General features: G+C 58.3%; 9 protein-coding genes. All 9 read right to left on the reverse strand.

Annotated features, from left to right (window positions below):
- Positions 1-14: 14 nt before the first annotated feature.
- On the reverse strand, positions 15-7,628 hold the full coding sequence (locus tag KB449_RS30980) for an S-layer homology domain-containing protein (RefSeq protein ID WP_282912041.1): 7,614 nt from the start codon (positions 7,626-7,628) through the stop codon (positions 15-17).
- A gap of 120 nt (positions 7,629-7,748) precedes the next feature.
- Complete coding sequence (locus KB449_RS30985; protein ID WP_282912042.1) at positions 7,749-13,145, reverse strand: hypothetical protein; 5,397 nt, start codon at positions 13,143-13,145, stop codon at positions 7,749-7,751.
- 501 nt (positions 13,146-13,646) lie between these two features.
- Positions 13,647-14,483: an urease accessory protein UreD gene (locus KB449_RS30990; protein ID WP_282912043.1), complete on the reverse strand. Its 837-nt coding sequence runs from the start codon at positions 14,481-14,483 to the stop codon at positions 13,647-13,649.
- A complete protein-coding gene (gene ureG, locus KB449_RS30995; protein WP_282912044.1) occupies positions 14,458-15,144 on the reverse strand; it encodes an urease accessory protein UreG in 687 nt (228 codons plus the stop codon). The genes KB449_RS30990 and ureG overlap by 26 nt, the downstream gene beginning before the upstream one ends.
- A 34-nt stretch (positions 15,145-15,178) precedes the next feature.
- The gene (locus KB449_RS31000) at positions 15,179-15,868 is read right to left on the reverse strand and encodes an urease accessory protein UreF (RefSeq protein ID WP_282912045.1); all 690 of its coding nucleotides are present in this window, start codon (positions 15,866-15,868) and stop codon (positions 15,179-15,181) included.
- Positions 15,869-15,884: 16 nt separating this feature from the next.
- Positions 15,885-17,597: an urease subunit alpha gene (gene ureC / locus KB449_RS31005; protein ID WP_282912046.1), complete on the reverse strand. Its 1,713-nt coding sequence runs from the start codon at positions 17,595-17,597 to the stop codon at positions 15,885-15,887.
- Complete coding sequence (locus KB449_RS31010; RefSeq protein ID WP_282912047.1) at positions 17,590-17,967, reverse strand: urease subunit beta; 378 nt, start codon at positions 17,965-17,967, stop codon at positions 17,590-17,592. Before KB449_RS31010 ends, ureC begins: the two co-directional genes overlap by 8 nt.
- Positions 17,968-18,054: 87 nt before the next feature.
- Positions 18,055-18,357, reverse strand: a complete 303-nt coding sequence (locus KB449_RS31015; RefSeq protein WP_282912048.1) for an urease subunit gamma — start codon at positions 18,355-18,357, stop codon at positions 18,055-18,057.
- The gene (locus tag KB449_RS31020) at positions 18,338-19,318 is read right to left on the reverse strand and encodes a HoxN/HupN/NixA family nickel/cobalt transporter (RefSeq protein ID WP_282912049.1); all 981 of its coding nucleotides are present in this window, start codon (positions 19,316-19,318) and stop codon (positions 18,338-18,340) included. The genes KB449_RS31015 and KB449_RS31020 overlap by 20 nt, the downstream gene beginning before the upstream one ends.
- Positions 19,319-19,328: the final 10 nt, after the last annotated feature.

Genomic DNA, 19,328 nt, shown 5'->3' on the forward strand with positions numbered 1-19,328 from the left:
TAAGGAACTCTGTCTTATTCGCCGGCGATCAACCGGTCCAGTCTCATTGCAATCGCTGCGGCCTGTGACCGGGTCAATGCATCCTCAGGACGGATATACCTATTCTCGCCCTGGATAATACCGTATTTGATGCTGAGCGCGACCTGCTCTCTCGCCCATGCCGGAATGGAAGCACGATCCGCGAAACCAGCGAGCTGATTATCGATCTCGGCGGCACTAAGCGGCTCCACATTACCCGTCAGCGTCAGCAGACGCCCCGCCATCGTCATCGCTTGAACCCGCGATAACGTCTCCTGCGGTTTGAAAACGCCGCCTGCGAGTCCGTTCGCCAAGCCGAGCTTGGATGCGATCGCTACGCTGCGCGCGTACCAGCTGTCCGCCGACACGTCGCTAAAGCTGGAAGAGGCGTTCTGATTCATTAGTCCAGCTACGCGGAGGAGCAGCGTCGGATATTCGGCCCGGGTGATCTTGCTCTCCGGATCGAATTGCTGATCGCTCTTGCCCTGGACGAACATCTTGGCTGCGGCCTCCTGGATGGATTGACGGCCCCAATAGCTGTCCTTTACATCTGCAAAGCTCTTCGCGCTACTAATGAGGAACAAGCTGCCTTCTCCGGTCACTTTGATCCGGAAGCCGTCCTTCGTCTTGCTCCATGGAACGGTGGTCCAATTGCCGTTAGCATCCTTTAGCACGATGGCGGTCACTTCGTCCGCCTTAACGCCGTCCGGTACGTTCAGCTCGGTAATGACGCCGTTCATCCAGCCGTTTTCCGCCAGATTGGCTTTAAACGTGAGGCCGGCACCCGCGCCCAGCAGCGTCACCTTTTGCCCGGCTGCAATCGTCCGCATGGCTGCGATATCGCCGTCGGCATTGGCCGTTGCCGTTACGGTAAGATCGCCGGCGACGCCGGAAAGTTGATCCTTCGTCAGTGTCAGCTTGCCGGTAGGCAGCTGTACGATCAGCTTCTTGCCGCCATCCGCGAGCTGGCGAACTGCAGCCGAAGCGATGTGGAATTCATATCCTTGCGCGCTGCCTTCCTTCACGCTCAAGGTCAGATCGCTTTCGCCTGCCGCCACGGTGTCTTCTGTCGTCAGCGTGACCTTGGCAATGCCGTCAATACCCAATTCGCTCTTTACTTCCTTGCCGTTAAGCGTGATGGTCGGCGCTTCTCCCGAAGGAGCGATTGGTCCGCCACCGCCACCGCCGCCTGCGCCGCCTCCGACATTCGTAGCACCCTTGTACTGCAGCATGCCACTGGTCGCCATAGCCAGCTTGCCTGTAGAGGTCCGTTTGGCAACCACGATGATATCGCGCGAGGTAGCGGTAACCACCCCGTCAGTCGGGAAGATGCTCCAGTCGGACAAATCCTGCTTGAACGTCGGCAGTACAGCTCCTGTGTCCGGGAACACCTTGTACGCGAGCTGTTGGCCGGTCAAATCGCCGACATCTCCGATTGTGACCTGCGCCAGGGATGCTTTTTCATTCAAGACACGGATACTAGCCGACAAGCTTCCCATAGCCGTAGGCTCCGGAATCTTAACCTGGGCGGCAACCATGGCCGTCAGCGAAACGTCGTCGGAGACTTTGTAGGTCGCTTCGATCAAACCTGCGCCTTCGGTCAAGCCGGTAACGGTTCCCTTGGCCAGGCTGTTCGCGTCCACGGTGAGGTCGACTGCATCGCCCATCAGCAGCGTGTAGCTAAGCTTGGCTTTGATATCTTCCGCAGAGATCGGAACCTCTTTAAAGGTCACCTTGCCCTGCGCATCCTTACCGTCGACGACCTTCAAGTAAGCTTGAATCGTCTTGCTCTCTCCCGGCGTCAACGCCGGCAGTTCCTTCAGTACCAGCGAAGCCGGCGCCTCAAAGCCGTCGTTCGTGATGCTGACCGTCGCCGAATTCTCATTGCCGGCTGCATCTGTAGCAATCAGCTGCAGATCCACGGTCGGGTCGCTGCCCAAGATCGCGACGTCGCCCTCATACTTGCCGTCGTCCGCTACCGGAATGACGGTGCCGCCTGCGGTCAGCTTCGTACCAACGCTAGTCGTGCCTGCGACGTGAATCAAGTTCGCAGACTTGCCGTCGATCTGGCCCATTTGCGTTCTTGCGCCGGTCGTCGGCTCATCGATGTAGAGTGTCGGAGCGATCGTATCGACGGTCAGGTACAGCATCGTAACCGAGGCGTCCTTCGTCTTCGTGTTCGTTGCCGTCAGCTCGATGGCATAAGGACCGTCGGTCGTGAAGCTGCTCAGCTTCAACGTGCCGCTGCTGCCTGAGGTGCCGTTAGTCAAGGAAACTTGACCGACGGTTTCGCCGGCATACTTGGCTTCAACTTTTACGTTTTGCTGATTGGACACGAGCTTGATGCTCTGCGTCTTCTCGTTTGTGATCAGATTAGGCGCCGTTCCCGTGTCGGGCGTCGTGCTGACGGTGCCTTGATCCGAAGAGACGGTCAGTCCCGGCTTCACAGGGACCGGCAGCAGCGTCAGGCTGCTGTCGACGCGGTCGGCGTAATGATAGTTCTCGTTCTTGTCCAGCGTCGCGGCAGGTTTGTTGGCCGCAGATACGCCGATGACGTATTTCTTGCCGACCTGCAGGCCGATGTACTTCTCGCCCGCCGCGTCAGTCGTCGTCGAACCTTGCAGGCTGTCCTGATCGACAGTGTCGGAAGTCGTGCTCGCCGTCCATCCGCCGACCGGAATGCCTTCATAGCGGCCGGTCGATGCGTTCCAATACGGCTGCAGCTCCTCTTCCGTCATCAGCACTTCGCCGTAATTGTCATATGGCTTCAGGCTGCCGGTCTGGTCGCTCTGCGCTTCGATAACGTAGTTGCGCGGAATGTTCTCCTGACCCGGCTTAACGGCGCCCGGCTTGAACGACAACGAGAAGTAGCCGTTGCCCGCCGTTTCGATCTTCACGTCGCCGACCTTCTGCGGCGCGAGCGGATCGACGATCGTGAACTTCTGGGCCGAAGTCTTCGTGCCGAAGGCCGCGGATGCTTTCAACTCGGCGCGCAGATAGTAGTCGCCTTGGCGCAGCAGTCCCCGGATGTCCTCAGTGCCGCCTACCAGCGATACCTTCGTGACGTCGATGGTTGCGGTGCCTGCGGTAGCCGGCAGGTCCTTAGCAATCAGTAGACCAGGATCGCCAGCGGCCAGTACCGAAGTGCCGTCGTCGAGCTTGACGGTGCCGCTGCCAACCGCGTCCTGCGTCAGGTACAGGTTGACCGTATCGCCTGCCTTGGCGTTGGATACGTTCCAAGTGGCGTTGAACTTGTTCGGATCGCTATTGCTTACCGCCAGGTTGACCTGGTTCAGCTGCGGCAGTACCGGTACGTTCAGCAGCTTGGTATCGACGCCCGATTCGGCCGTCAGCGTCCATGTGCCGCCCTTCTTGGCTTCCGCCTCCGGCACGATGATGTACGCTCTGCGGATATCGACCTTTTCCGTGTTGCCTTCGTCGTTCGCCAGAATGATCTGAGAAAAGGCGTTGGCCTTCGGATTGGTATTCGTGTTGTCGAAAACGATCGGGTAATCCTTTTTGCTTGCATCCTTCAAAACGAGCTTCGGCAGCGTCTTGTAGTCGTAATCGACTTCAATGATGGCGTTGCCCGAAATATCATTCATCGGAATCGAATGCTCGCGGCCGTTGTTCTTGGTCACGATGCCACCGACCCCGAGGTTCATCGCGTCGCTTTCCATCAATTGCACGCCTTTGGCTACGTCGCGATAAACGATTTCTTGACTGCCCTGCTCCGTGTCCTTCCACGAAGTCGCGACCGTCTCAACGCCTTGGCCGATGACCAGCATGCGCGGTCCCTTTTCGGGGTCGTTCACGACCATATGAATCAAGCCGTCCGGCAGTTCCTCGCTGGAGGTGCCGAATTCAACGCCGCCGCCCCAATAGTAAGTCACGCCGAGCGTGATGAGCAGAATGCCGACGCTGCCCCAGATTTTGTCGTTGTTGACGCCGAAGAACACGCTCGCGAGCGGCATGCCCCCGACCACCGGTACGCTGTTCGGGATTTGCAGCCTGGAGCCGATGTAGCCTTCAAAGTCGATCCGGTTCTTCTCCAAATTCTGCCCGACGAAAATGCCCGCCTTGCCGACGATAACATCCCAGCCGCCGATGTCGACTTCGGTCTGAACGCGCACGAACCATGGGGTTACCCACTGCGCCTCAAGCAGCGCCTTGGTCAGCATGGGCAGTGCGTCTTCCCCGTCCGGATTCGTCGAGAAGTCCAGCTTGCCCTCAATCTTGAGACCCGTCCGCTTCACGGTCAGATCCGCCTGGCCTAAGAAATAAGCCGGCGCAATACCGAAGCGCATGCCCACGCCCGCCTGTACGACAAGCGGGAACGGGTCCTTGCCCGTGCCTGCGATCGTATCCGCCAATTCGCGAACCGCACCGCGGATATCGGTGAGATACGTCGCGCCGGTGATCAGAATCCCCGGCTTCGGAAGTCCAGCGCCAAATCCGATGACGTCCGGCAGAATGCGGCCGTCCTCTACCTTTTTAAATGCCAGTTCGATCTGTACGCCGAGCATACCCTTCAGATCGGCTTCGAATTTCATGCCGTATTTGCTAGGCTTGTATTCGCCGTTGATCTGCTGAACATAATGAGAGATAAAGATCTCTCCGCTTGGTCCTCCGCTTTTCTTCTCCTGATCCAGCGGCCCGAACAAGCCGAGGTTTCTGTTCAAGCCAAACTTCAGCGCGGCGTCGATGCCGACAAAGCCTTTGTTATTGAAAATAACGTTGTTGATCTCTGCGTCGATGATCTTCATCGAGATCATGCCGCCAAAAGAGATTCCGCCTTCTCTCAAGATGAAATCGTTGAAAGACAAGCCGAAACCGGAAATGTTAAACGACGGCACCGAGAACAACGATTGCCGATTGAAGTACACGTTCGACACCATCAGCTGACGGAGCGGGTTGAGCCGGTCTCCGATGAGGCCCGATGCCCACTTCAGGCTGCCGTTAAGCGACGTGTCTTCCGGATTGTCGTCGTTATCCGCCTGTTCCGCAGGGGACAGCGGGCCGCTGCCGAGCCGCTTGTTGAAGCCGTTGAAAAAGTCCAACGTCCATTCGCCGCTGTGGAATACGAAACCGCTGCCGGCCACGCTCAGCGTACCGTCGCCCTTGACGAACGTCGAGGCGAACAACGGATTGTTGGAGAAGCCCGGTACGAGATTCTGGACACCGAATACGTCCAGCTGACCCCGGACGATGACGAGATCTTTGCCTTTGTAGGCAACCGCATCGTTAATGATAGCGGGCTCGGTCTTGGTATCGACGATGACCTGGGCGTCCTTGCCCTTGCCCACCGTCTTGATCATGCCTTTAATGACGACAAGTACCGAGCGGCTCTTGTCTTCCTTTTGAAATTCCTGCAGATCGGCTTCGGAGCTGAATGCCTTGTAGCTGTAAATCGGAACGGCTTCCAGACTGTCGTCGTCAAGGAAGGCATCGAGCTTAAATTTTGGATCGACCGTCTTGCTCGCGACGCCGATTGCTTTTTTAGCCGCCTTGAAATTATCGAGCGTGCTTTTCAGCTGATTTTTGTCGGCGAACGGAGGGGTCGCGAACATGCCGTTCAGCTCGTCCATGTTCTCCAGAGTCTGGCCGATCGCAGCGCCCTTCAGATCGAACGCCTGCTTATAAACGGCGAGAATATGCGCTTCGCGTACCCGGGTCTCGTCGTTGTCGGTCACCATGATCGTCTGAGGGGCAGTGATGTCGTACAGGGACGCTTCTTCGTCGTCTCCGCCCGTATTGCCCTTGTAGTCGATCTGGATCTGGTATTCGCCGAGCGGCATTTCGGGTCCGGTATCGGACGCCAGCACGTTGCCGTTAGCATCCACGCGATCACCGGTGTTGTAAGTGATGCGCATGTCGCCGGATGCGCCGTCGTCGGTCGGCTGGAGCAGCACGGAGCTCTGCACCGGCACCTTGTAACGGTCCCCGGTCACTTTGTTGCGGAAATAAAGATCGAAGTTCGGCGCGGTGTTCGCGTCGCCGGTGTTGTAGGCTTCGATGTTGGACAAGTTGACGGTGACGTACTTCGTATCGGTGCTGTACAGTTCCTTCGGCGATACGCCGTACACGTAAGTCGGCAGCGCTTCGCCGACGGCGGGCAGCAAGATGAAGTTCGCCTTGCTCGATTCGTATTGGGCTTTGATGCCCTCGTCTGTCACGCCGTCCAGCTTCGCCAGCGTTTCCGGGCTCTTAGCCGTCAGCATGTACTCGCGCGTGGTCGGCCAAGCCTTGCCTTTGGCCTTGACCTTAAACGAGACGGTGACGGTGTCGCCAGGCTTGTACTTCGGCTGAATGCCGAGCTCGGCCTCTGCGGGCGTCGCTTCCTTTTTGTACGCGAGTATTTTGCTTTGGAAGGTTTCCGTTAAAGCTTTGCCGGAAGAGTCGCGGATGATATTGCCCTGGTCATCCAGCTTAACGAAGCTCAATCCGCTCTGCAGCGTCAGCTCCAGATCGATCTTGGATTGCTCCATATTGTACTGCGCCAGATTTTCTACTTCCGCCGTGATATCGAAGATGCCTTCGTTCACATAATCGCTGTCGTCCGGCAAGGTTGCCAGCGTCTGGATCGGATCCAGGTAGCGGATGGAGAAAACGTGATCCGGCTGCGTCAGTTCGCCGAGACCGTATACCGTTTCGAACGTCTGGAAGCCCTTGGCAGCAATTTTGTCCGGATTCCAGTAGTAAGCGACGGCGGAGTCGGAAGATCCGTAATCGTTGGTATCCCGGGTAAAATCGAGGTTAGGGTTCGGGGTATAATCCCACTTCGTATTGGCCATGCCGGCCCAGTGTCCGACGATCATCTCGTCGACGATGTTGATGTTCTGCTCGGCATAGTTGTTGAGGCCGTAAGCGACGACGTTCGTCGCAAGCGGATTGTCGAAGTCGAGCTTGTCGCGCATGACCCAGTAGGCAGGCAGCTTGTAGAAAGCGACGTCTGCCTTTGGAATGCCGATAGCCTCCGGATCGTGCACGAGCTTGCGCTCGACCGACAGCGGCGCCTTGTAGGCCGTGCCGATCTGGAACGCGGGGCCGTCATTGGATCCGACCATCGTATCCAGCAAAATACGGCTGCCTACGGCGACCGTGGCGTTGCCAAGGTTGTTCACTTCATAGCGGATATTGATATTGCCGGAGTTGATCTTGTCGGCACTATCCCTGTACAGCATCAGAATTTGCTTGATCTGCACATTTTTGATGCTCCAGACCGTCTCGATCTGCTGCGTCCCGTTCGGATTGTCGACGACTTTGGCCGGAACGACCGAGGATTGCGTGCCGTCGTCCAGCTTGTAGCGATTGCCGAAAATAAAGTCCGTACCGTCGATCCTGAACGTCGTAAACGAGGTTTCGGGCTCGTCGCCGCCGTACAGCAGGTTGACGTTCTGGTCCTTTTTGCGAATCGGCTGGCCCTCTACCGTACGAATGCCGTAACGTCCGCTGTTTTTGTCGACGGTGACCTTGATAAAATCGTTCTGGATCGCGACCGAGTTGGCGCTGTTCAACGTCTCGGCGAGCGATCGCAAAATTTCTGACGAAGATAAAAATATTAATATGAATGAGAGCAAAGCGGCTGTCGTTCTCTGCCAAAGCTTCACTTGCTTCCCCCCGATCATAATTAGCCCCTCTTTGCCGCCGCTGCGGCGAAGAGCCATCGCCCGTTTACGCCCGGAATCCGGTCTCTTCGCTCGTTTCTACAGCGCGGTTGGTAGTGCGTATTAGTTCGTGCTGCCGATGAAGAAGGATGCGAATTCGCGATCCCGCTCCTGCGTTCTGACGATGACGGTATACCAGCCTGCTTTCGGGAAAGTAACCTTGAACTCGCCCTTCACCAGCTCGTCGTAGGTGACCTTGGTAGCGATCGCCTTCATTTGACCTTCGCGGTACAGACCCGGTTGATAATACAGGTCATAGGTCGCCCATTCGTTGGTCAGATCCTTGCCGCCAACCTTGATCAGGTTATAGCCCGAGATGCGGAAGGTCAGCTTGTTCGTATCGAACAACGCCGTCTCCCCGGAATTGGCCGAGATCAGGGTGTTGTTGCCGAAGATGAGCAGTCCGCCGTTCTTGACGACGATGACGCTCTGCGTCGCAACCGTCTTGTTGCCGACCTCGTCCACGGCCGTGTACGTTACTTGCTGGCGGCCCAGCTTGGTCAGATCCAATCCGCTGATGGACACCTTGATCTTGTCCGCGGCGGAAATGTTGTCGCTCACGGTGTAACCGCCCAAATCCTTGGCGTAGTCGAAGTCCGCCTTGTTCTGCACGATGCCTACCGATGTCTGGTTCAGCGTCAGCGCCGGTCCGGTGCTGTCGATGCCTTGAATCGTCACCGGCACGCGGGTCATATGGCCGAGCAGGTCGGCCAGGCCTACCTGCGTAGAGCCGTTGGTCTCGTAGACGCGCGAATAGGTGAACTTGCCGGTAGCGTCGCTGATCTTGTTGAGATAAGCGCCGGTCATCTCATCCACTGCCGGTGCCGTACCGGAGAATACGGCGTTGGCCGCCGGATTTTTGCCGGTAATCGTCACTTTGATTTTGCCGCTTGCGTACTTCTTGCCGCCGATCGTGACGATCTTGTCGTCGGCGATCGCCTTGCCTTCGCTGTCGACAAACGTATAATCGACTTTCTCGGCCGTCGGGCCGGAAGTGACCAGGTTGTCCACCGTCTCCTTGACGATCGTCGTGTTGCCGTATTCGTCTGCGACCGTGAAGGATACGGTACCGTTGTCGCTCACCGCTCTCGGATTGCCGCCGTCCGTGACGAAGATCGGTTGGGCCGGGCTATCTCCGCTTTGGACCTCCAGCGTCAAGCCGGAAGTATAGATTACGTTGCCGTTGCCGTCCCTGATGGTCGGGAACGTCGTGCTGCCGTTCACGTAGGAGCGTACGATTTTGACGTTCGGCGCATTCTTGCGAATATTGCCTACAGTTGCCGTCTTTGTCGCCGTATTGCCTGCCTGATCCTTGAATTCAAAGGTGAAAGAACCGTTTTCCTTAAACGTATAGACATTGCTGCCGCCGTTGTTCGTCACGATTACCGGTTCCGAAGCAGACAGCTTGGCTACGACGTTGGCGTTGGTTGGCGCTGTTCCCCCAAACTCGATAGATCCGATCGGGGCCGTACCGTCGACGTTTTTGACCACGATATACAAATTGTCTTTCCGGCTAGGATCGTTCAGATCGATCACTTCAAAAGCATAGTAGCCGTTCTCAGGCACGTTGAACGTATTGCCCGTACGTACGAGCTTCGCGGGATTCACCGCCGCAGGTACAACCTTGAGCCCTGCCGGCACTTGAATGTCGATGTTCGCGCCGACGCTCGGAAGCACCATGCTCGTGCCGCTGACCGAAGCCAGCGCATAGATCGGCTTCTCGTCGAGCGACGCGTTCGAGCTGTCGAGCGGGAATGCCTCGCTGATTGCGCCGCCCGGCGTGCGGTACTTGACCATCACCTGAAGCTTGGACGGGTCCCCGCTCGGTACAGGCAGCGAGACAAAATTCGTATACGGCTTCCATCTGGTCCAGCTCTCGCCTTGGTCCGGCGAGACGGAGTATTCGTAACCCGCCTTGTTCTCCGTATCGAGACTCAGCTTCAGAATGGCGGTGTAGCCATCCTTTTCGTCGCCGTACAGATAGATCAAATCGGACTCGGTGTCTGCCGGAGGCACCGTCTCGTCCCCGGTATGCGTAACCTTGAACAGATCGGAGGTTGCGACGATTGAGGTATTGCCCGCGCCGTCAGTATTCCGCACGTACAGGCGGAAGTTCGCGATCTCTCCGGCAGGCAGCACGTCCTTGCCTTTGATGGAGACCGATCCGCCTTGCGGCAGCTCCGCCCATCCTTCAGATGCCTCTGTAGGCGCAATCTCGGGGATGCCTTCGTCGACCCGTACCCATTGGTACTTCGAGATCATGTTTTTCTTGCTATAAAGCTCGTTGATGCTGACCGTCGTCTCCTGAACGTCCAGCGGATACGGTACGCCGCTCTTGCTGAACGTAATCTCCGACGGCGAGTTGTCCCAGTAGTAGGCCTTCGCGTAGTAATAGTCCTGGCCGTCCTTCTTCACCAGCACATGGACATACTGAATGCCGCTGTGCGAGGTATCCTCCGGAATCCGGTAGGACAGGGACACCTCTGGCGTCGGGGTTGGCGTTGGTGTCGGTGTCTCCGACGGTGTTGGTGTCGGTGTCTCCGACGGTGTTGGTGTCGGTGTCTCCGACGGTGTTGGCGTCGGCGTTTCCGTAGGTGTTTCTGTCGGCGTTGGCGTCGGTGTCTCGGTTGGCGTCGGCGTTGGTGTCGGTGTTTTCGTCGGTTCGGCCGTCAATCCCGCGAACGCATCATCCGACGGGTGAATCGAGCTCGAACTGATGGCATACCCGACATAATCCGGCTCGGTGCCGTTTATCGTAAAGGTCACTTTTTGACTCTTCACATAATTGCTGTCCGCTTCGGGCGAGAAAGTGCCCGGAAGCGACGTACCGGAGCCGACAACGGCCGGCAAGTCTACCTTTTGCACGGACTCGTTGCCGGCAAGGTCTGTCATTCTAAGATAGAGCCAGAAGGTGCCGTACTCGAACACTTCGTTCAGCGTCGATTCCTTCACCTTGCCGTTGTCAACAACGGTCGGCACCCAGTTGATGTCCGACGGCGAATCGCCGTCCTTCACCCATTGATAATCGACCTTGTCGACGCCGCTGTGCGGGTCCAGCACAAGCGCGCTTACCTGAACATCGCCCGTGTTGCTTCCGTAGACGTTGTCGGCTACCGACGTCGGACCCTGATTATCCAGCTTCAGTACGCCTACGCTGTGCGTCCAGTTCGAGTCGTCATGCTTAAAGTCGTCCAGACTCCATACGCTCAGATCTCCGTATTGTCCGACCGCGACAAGCGCTTTGTTATCCGCGTAAAACGTCTTGTCTGCGTCTGAGCCCGGCGCCTCCGCTTTCCAGGCTTCGTACTGCTCCGAATGCGTCCGCACGTATTCCTTCATCTTGTCGTACTGCATCAGCTCGCGGGCGGAATCCCAGGTCATATCCGCAGTCCACGTATGCAGGTACCACTCGCCGCTGTTCTCCGGCAGATACGCCTCGGCAGGCGGCGTGATCAGATTCGTCTTGTTGTTTGCAACCGTGAGCTTGACGCCTTCGAATCCGGTGGGATATAGATCCTCGGACGGCTGCTTGGCCGACAGCGCATAACGCTTTAAGGCGGCATAATTGTCCCCGACCTGGGCAGCGAACGGATCTGTCGCGCTCTTGCTCCACCAGTAGTACACCAGACCGACCGCAGGCGATGCTTCGCCGGTCATGTTGGTCGGGCGGTAGATGCCTTTGCTCGGGTGGGATACGCCCCGTTCGGCGACATCGGGATCGAGCATCGGTACCTTGATCGCCGGATCGTTGGCGTCGATCGTGATTTTGCCTACCTTTTTGTAGGTCGTGTTGTCAGCGCCGCCAAGATCGAAGTGATAGCTAACCAGTGGCTTCGTGTTGTCGATGGACAGGTTTGCCCAGTCGATCTTGGAATTGACTAGCGATACATCGCCGTCAGTGTGCTCGCCGTTAAAGTTAGCGGGCTGGAACAGCAGATTGCCGGCATAGTCGGAGATGACATTGGTGTCGGAGTTGTCGCCTTTGCCGTCATTGGTCAAGGCGATGACCTTGAGCAGCGGCGTCTCCAGCTGTACGCCGTCGTCGACAGTCGCCCTGAAGATCAGATTTTTGCTGCTGCTTCCCTTGAGATAGTACGCCTTCATACCGTTGTTAAAGTAGAGAAATGTCTTCCCTTCAATTAAAGCTTTATTACCGATGCCTTCTTCCGTTAATTGCACGTTAAAGTCGATGATATCCCCTCTGTTGAGGGTGACCCCGGTCAAGATCTCCGGTTGAATGCCATTGCCTGTCTTGGTGTACTTGGGTCGTACCGCATCGACGATGACGCGGAAGCCCTTATTCTTATAGTCGAACGGATTACCGACCTTGCCGCCGTTTTGTAACAGGTAGGATAGGCTGCCGTTACCAGCTTTGACGGAAGCCAGGTTAGGCTGCAGCACGTTGCCCGCGCCGTCTGCGAATACGGCCGCATCCATCTTCTCTTGCAGCGTCTGATCGATCGGCGCATTGCCGGGCGTCGTGCCGGTAATGAGCGGTTCGAGCGGCAGATTGCCGCTGTTATGGTAGCGGACGCCGGTGTAGTTATACGTCAAACTACTATTGTAGGTTTTCAGGTTGGAGCTGCTGTAGGTGGTGTTTTGCAAATACTGCTGCTGACCGTTGGCCGGAAGACCCGTACCGGCCGGATTGACGAACAGCGGATGCCGGAGAAAGAAATCGCTGTTGGACGAAGTCAGCGCCGTAGGCCGGATCGGCTCGCTGAAGTTGTAAGTCAGCGTGATGTTCTCGTTTTCTTTGGCGTAGAGCTCTTCTTGATTGATATTCGGATTCGTACGTTCATTGCCATTGCCCGTAAACGTATAGCTGTCGATGACGGGACGCTGCTTGTCCTGGAACTTCAGGTAGAAGCCACGTACGCCGGCTCCCTCGCCGTCGTCCTCGCCCTGTCCCCATATACTAATGTCAATGACTGAGTTCGGCTTGATCAGCTTTGTCGCTTGTTTGTTATAGACCTGGCTGCCGCCGGTTCTATAGTTCATGAGTTCTTGACCGTCAACGTAAATCTTGATCTCAGAACGGCGAACCCATATGAAGCCGCTATGCCGGCGCAGGACGGCAAAGCCCGTGATCATTTCCGCCTGGCCGCCGAGCGCCATCTCACGCAAAATCGGGTTGTCCGCGACTCTGACCTGCAATGTGACATAGGATGATTTGTCGTTTGTACCGGCGTATACGTCCCCGCCAGCCCAGTCGACGGTAGCGTTGCCGTCTTTCCGTGTCGTATAAAATCCAGGAACCTGGTTGTTGTAGAAGTTCAGGAACGTATTGTCCGCGTTGTAGGTCGCATTGCCTACATGCGCGCCAGTACTGAACATGACTTCAAGATCCTGCCCCGCCGCCGTCGCCTTCCCGTTCAAGGAACTCGGAACCAACGACAGCAACAAGCAGATCACCAGACCGACCGCTGTAATTCGTTTCGCATAGCTGCCTTTTCGCAACGCGATCCCCCGCCTTTGTTCTGTTTGAATGTAAGCTTAATATTATAAAATCGCCCGCCTTACCTGCCGCCGGGGCGCTGATCGCCTCGATCGCAGGGGCATAGACGCCAATCGCAGCCGACGCTGTCGAAAACTAGCCATTGCCCGTCGCAGAACGCCGTAGAACAAACCGTCATGCAGCTGTCGTCCGGACTATCCGAGTCACCTTCGAGCCGTCAAAATCAAATCCCCCATTCGCTATAGGCATAAAGACATAATCGGATCGGGACCCGCCAATATGAAGCCCGAAGATGTAAAAAACCATCCCGACTCATGTCAGAAAATGTAGAATCAACTCGAGCAGTATACATTCTATCAGGCACCTCTAAACAAGCTCTGAACATTTCCATAAATAAGCGCTTGAAATACAAAAAAACTTGCCCGCACGTTTGGCAGGCAAGCTAATCCATCTATTAAATACAACATTCAGCCGAAGCTGTCACGGCCCGGCAGCTTCCACGGTTACTTCCCAAGCAGCGCCCTCGTCACCACCTTCTGAACGCAGCCGATGAACCGCTGCAGCTTCCAGGCCGAGTCGGAAGCCGCAACGACCGACAGGCCGTAGCGATACGTGAGCGATGCGCCTGCGTACAGTCCCAGCTCGCGAATCTCCTTTTCCTCGAGCGTCTCCCGAACCACTTCCAGCAGCGACGGCGTTACCCGATCCGAAAAAACGTAAAAAGTGCTCAAATGGCTGTAATCTCCCCAGCCTCCTTGCGCTGCTATCCGTTGCAATCGCGGACGGACGAGCTGCCGCTGATGATAAATAATCTCGTCCTCATAATATACGGACAGGCGGTTGTCCAGGGATTCGAATTGAAAAGCTTCTCCCCGCAGCGTTCTGCCCGGACATACGACCTCGCCTTGCATCCAAACGGCGCCCGGCGCCAGATCGACGACGGTTCGGTTCTCGTAGACGGCGTCCCTATAGAGCATAAGCGGCTGCATCATCGCCTCCACGCACGCACCCGTTCCGACCCGATACCGGGTATGCGTAGATGCGAACTGCCCCGGCTCGCAGGGGTGAACCTTGGTAAAGCCTTGATTTGTCAGAATAAGGTGGGTGTCGGTTCCCGCCTCCCACTGCAGCTCGTATCGGTCGCCTGCCAGCATGCCGGGAGAAGCATCCATAACCATCACGAACAGCGCCCGGTCTTGCGAGAAGGTCTTGGCGATCTTGATCGGCGACGTGCAGTAACGACCGGCAAGAATCGTCGCTCCCTCTCGCAGCGAAGCCGATGCCGCCAGCACGGCGACGCGCGCCTTCTCCTGGTCAGCGGTGACTATGCTCGATGCCATGGGCATGATCATACTCGTGCGCGAGCCAGGCGACGATCTCTTGCACGCCCTCCCCGCCTCGCAGGTTGGAAAATACGTAAGGCCGATCGCCCCGCATCCGTCTGGTATCAGCCTCCATGACCGCCAGGCTTGCGCCTACATGCGGAGCAAGATCGGTCTTGTTGATGATGAGGAGGTCGGAGCGCATAATGCCGGGGCCGCCCTTGCGCGGAATCTTCTCTCCCTGCGCGACGTCGATGATGTAAATGAATCGGTCGGCCAGCTCGGGGCTGAACGCGGCCGCCAGATTGTCCCCGCCGCTCTCGATTAGAATGATCTGCAGCTCGGGGAATCTTTCTTCAAGCTCGGACACGGCCTCGAAGTTCATGGAGGCATCCTCCCGAACGGCAGTGTGCGGGCATCCGCCGGTCTCCACGCCAATAACGCGTTCTTCGGGCAGCACGCCCGTCGCGAGAAGAATCCGGGCGTCCTCCTTCGTATAGATATCGTTCGTTATGACGCCGAGACTATAGCGGGATTTGAGCTCGCGTGCGATATTTTCCAGCAGCGCGGTCTTCCCCGATCCTACAGGTCCTCCGATGCCGATCCGCATGGGACGCGAGCCTTCAAAGGCCGGCTGCGACCATTCGGGGTGATGGTGATGCCCTTTACCTTGGCACATTGCACATTCCTCCAATCGTAAATATAGATAGGGCTTATGACATAAACAGACGGGAATACAGCGTCTCATGCCGGATGGCGCCGATCTCGGCCAAGGGCGCGTTCGTATAGGCTTCCTCCGGCGCCAGATCCCGCGCAATGCGCCAGCCCTCGTCGATCGCCGGACCGAGCCTGGCGATGAGCGCCTGACATTCGGTCTGCCCGACGGGCAGCAGACGCAGCGCGCTGCTCGTCGCGGTGACGACGCAGGCGTACAGATAGCCCTGCACCGCCTGCTCGAGCGGAAGGCCGAGCCGCCAACAGACGAAGCCGTGCACCAGCGGATGCGTCGCAAGGCAATCGCCGGCTTCGCACGCCGCAAGCAGCGGCGACCAATCAAGCGCGGGATGGATCGAGGCCGCCAACTGGAGCAGGCGCCGCCCCATTTTCTCCACGCCCGCACGCGATTCGGCGCCGGCTCGCTGCAGATGGACGAGCCGCTCTACGCGCCATAGCCGGGACCAGTCGCCGCTACCCGCCGTCTCGTACACCGCCTTGACGGCCATTGCGTCGGCCGTCGACCAGCTCTGAACGAGCATCGTGCGCATATACTGCTCAAGCGCTCGCAGATCGGGGACGAGACCGTCCTGCACGGCAGCCTCAAGGCCGAACGAGTGCGCGAAGCCGCCGATCGGCAGCGCGGAGTCGAGCAGCTGCTGTGCCGCGAGCCACCGGATCATAGGCATCGTTCTCCTCCCGACGCTAGAATAAAAAGTATCGCTGCGCCATCGGCAGCGTCTCCGCCGGCTCGCAGACGGCGGGCACGCCGTCTACCGTCACCGCGTACGTCTCCGGATTCACCAGGATTTCGGGCGTCGCGTCGTTTAGCACCATGTCGGCCTTGGAGACGCTGCGGCAGTTGCGGACCGGCTCGATCCGTTTGCGCAGACCCAACTGCTGCGCAAGGCCGCTATCAAAAGCCGCCTGCGAAACGAACGTAATCGCGCACCGTTCCACCGCCTTGCCGTATGCCGCGAACATCGGCCTGCCCATGATCGGCTGCGGCGTCGGGATCGACGCGCCCGGATCGCCCATTTGCGCATAAGCGATGCTCCCGCCCTTCAATACGAGATCCGGCTTTACGCCGAAAAATGCCGGCGACCAGATCGCGAGGTCCGCGAACTTGCCCGGCTCGATCGAGCCGACGAGATGCGAGATGCCGTGCGTGATGGCGGGGTTAATCGTGTATTTCGCGATATATCGCTTGATGCGGAAGTTGTCGCTGTCCGCATCCGTACCGAGCGGACCGCGCTGCCGCTTCATCTTGTCCGCCGTCTGCCACGTGCGAAGGATGACCTCCCCGACGCGCCCCATCGCCTGCGAATCGGAGCTGATCATGCTGAACACGCCCAGATCGTGAAGGATATCCTCCGCAGCGATCGTCTCGGGACGGATACGCGAATCGGCGAAGGCGACGTCCTCTGGAATGCGGCTGTCGAGGTGATGGCAGACCATCAGCATGTCCAGATGCTCTTCAATCGTATTGACGGTAAACGGCCGAGTCGGGTTGGTGGACGAGGGCAGCACGTTCGGATGCGAAGCCGCGCGGATGATGTCCGGCGCATGACCGCCCCCCGCCCCCTCCGTATGATAGGTGTGGATCGTCCGGCCGCCGATGGCGGCCAGCGTATCCTCCAGAAAGCCCGCCTCGTTCAGCGTGTCGGTATGGATCGCGACCTGTACGTCGTAAGCATCCGCTACGCGCAGGCATGTATCGATCGCCCGCGGCGTCGTGCCCCAATCCTCGTGCAGCTTGAGCCCGATCGCGCCCGCCCGGATCTGTTCTTCAAGCGGCGCTGCGAACGAGGCATTTCCTTTTCCCGTGAACCCCAGATTCATCGGAAAAGCCTCCGCCGCCTCGAGCATCCGCCGCAAATGCCAGGCGCCGGGCGTGCATGTGGTAGCGTTAGTCCCGGTCGCAGGTCCCGTGCCGCCGCCGATCATCGTCGTCACGCCGGATGACAGCGCCGTCTCGATCTGCTGCGGGCAGATGAAGTGAATGTGCGCGTCGATGCCGCCCGCCGTCACGATCCGGCCCTCGCCGGCGATGACCTCGGTGCTCGCTCCGACGATCATATCCGGCCGGACCCCGTCCATAACATCCGGATTGCCGCCCTTGCCGATACCGACAATGGCCCCGTCCCGGATGCCGATATCGGCCTTCACGATGCCCCAGTGATCGATAATGACGGCGTTCGTGACGATCGTATCCAACACGCCGGCGTCCCGCACGGCATGAGCGGATTGTCCCATGCCGTCGCGGATAACCTTGCCGCCGCCGAACTTGCACTCGTCTCCGTAGACGGTGTAGTCCCGTTCAATCTCCGCCCACAGTTCCGTATCCGCGAGCCGGATCGCATCGCCTGCCGTCGGTCCGAACATGCCGGCATAATCCTCGCGCGTCATTCTAGCCATAATCCGCCTCCCGGCTCTCCCAGCTCGCAAGGCGCCGCGCCGCCTCCTCGGGCAGCGCCTCGTGATCGGCCGCGCCTTCGGTCAGGCCGTTCAGCCCGTAAACCAAACGCTTGCCGCCAAGCATGGTCAGCCTTACAGGCTTCTCCTCTCCGGGTTCGAATCGAACGGCGGTGCCCGCAGGAATATCCAGCCGCATGCCGAACGCTTGCTCCCGAGCGAATCTCAATTGCTTGTTAACCTCGAAAAAATGATAATGCGAACCGATCTGGATGGGACGGTCCCCTATGTTAGCTACCAGCACTTCGAGCTGTCCGCGTCCCTGGTTCAGTTCGATTTCGCCTGCTCGAATGCGATATTCGCCCGGTATCATTACGTTCTCACCCGCCTTAATCGCTGTTGTAGACTTTAATCCGCACATCCCGCACTACCGCACATCCCGTTACATACCTCCCCGGCATCAAGCGATCGGCTGATGTACGGTCACCAGCTTCGTTCCGTCCGGAAAGGTCGCCTCGACCTGCACCTCGCGAACCATCTGCGGGACGCCCTCCATCACCTGCTCGGCGGTCAGAATCTGCCGCCCGTAGGCCATGAGCTCTGCCACGCTTCGCCCGTCCCGCGCGCCTTCCATGATTTCCGACGTAATCAGGGCGACGCTCTCCGGATAGTTGAGCTTTACACCTCGTTTCATTCGATCTCTCGCCAGATTGGCCGCCACCGTGATCAGCAGCTTTTCTTTCTCACGCTCCGTCCACTGCATGGCCGCTTCTCATTCCTTTCCTGGCGATTGCGAATCCCATCCATGTCAAAGCGAACAATCCGACCAGACCGTATCCGAGATAGACGAAGTCGATACGGTCCGTCCAGGCGAGCCATGTCCGGGGCAGCCGGTCCTCGAACAGGTGCGACAGCTGCAGAAAACCGACGAACAAGGCGGAGACGACGGAGACGCCCGTCACGACGAGGTTGTAAGCGAGCCGCTTGCCCGCCGAGACGGAAGACCAGCTGTACGCCCGGCTCATCAGCACGCCGTCGAGCGTATCGAGAAGCGTCATCCCCGAGGCGAACAACAGCGGCAGCGACAAAACGCCGATTAGCGATACCGATTGGCTGGCGGCTCCTGCCGACAGCGCCAGCAGGCCGATCTCGGTGGCGGTATCGAAGCCGAGCCCGAATAAGAAGCCCAGCGGGTACATATGCCAGCTGCGGCTGACGAGCCGCAGGACCGGACGCAGCAGCGCGACAAGCGGACCCGACGGGCGCGGCGCATGACCGGCATCGCGCCAGCCGGACCGACGGGCGCCGGATAGCGCGCGGAGCAGGACGACGAGATTAACGCAGCCGATCGCAACCAGGAAAAAGCCCGAGACGGATGTCCCGATCAGCGAGCCCATCTCGCGCAGCGCAGCGTTGTCGAAAATGTAAGTATCCGCCGTGAGGCCGATGGCAAGCACCATCAGAAGCACGACCGTGGAATGTCCGAGGGAAAAAAACAGACCGACGCCGTTCGAATCCGAACGCGCCGCAACGAGCTTGCGGACGGCATTGTCGATGGCTGCGATATGGTCCGCGTCGAATGCGTGCCGCAAGCCGAACGAGTAAGCCAGCAGGCCAAGGCCCCAGAAGGCAGGCTCCCGAAGAGAAGCGTAGACGATGCCGATGATGCCGATCACATGCAGCAGGCTCACGACCCGCCAGTAAGTTCGTCTAGGTTGTGTCATTTGGTCCGCA

Source organism: Cohnella hashimotonis (assembly GCF_030014955.1).
GTDB lineage: Bacteria > Bacillota > Bacilli > Paenibacillales > Paenibacillaceae > Cohnella > Cohnella hashimotonis.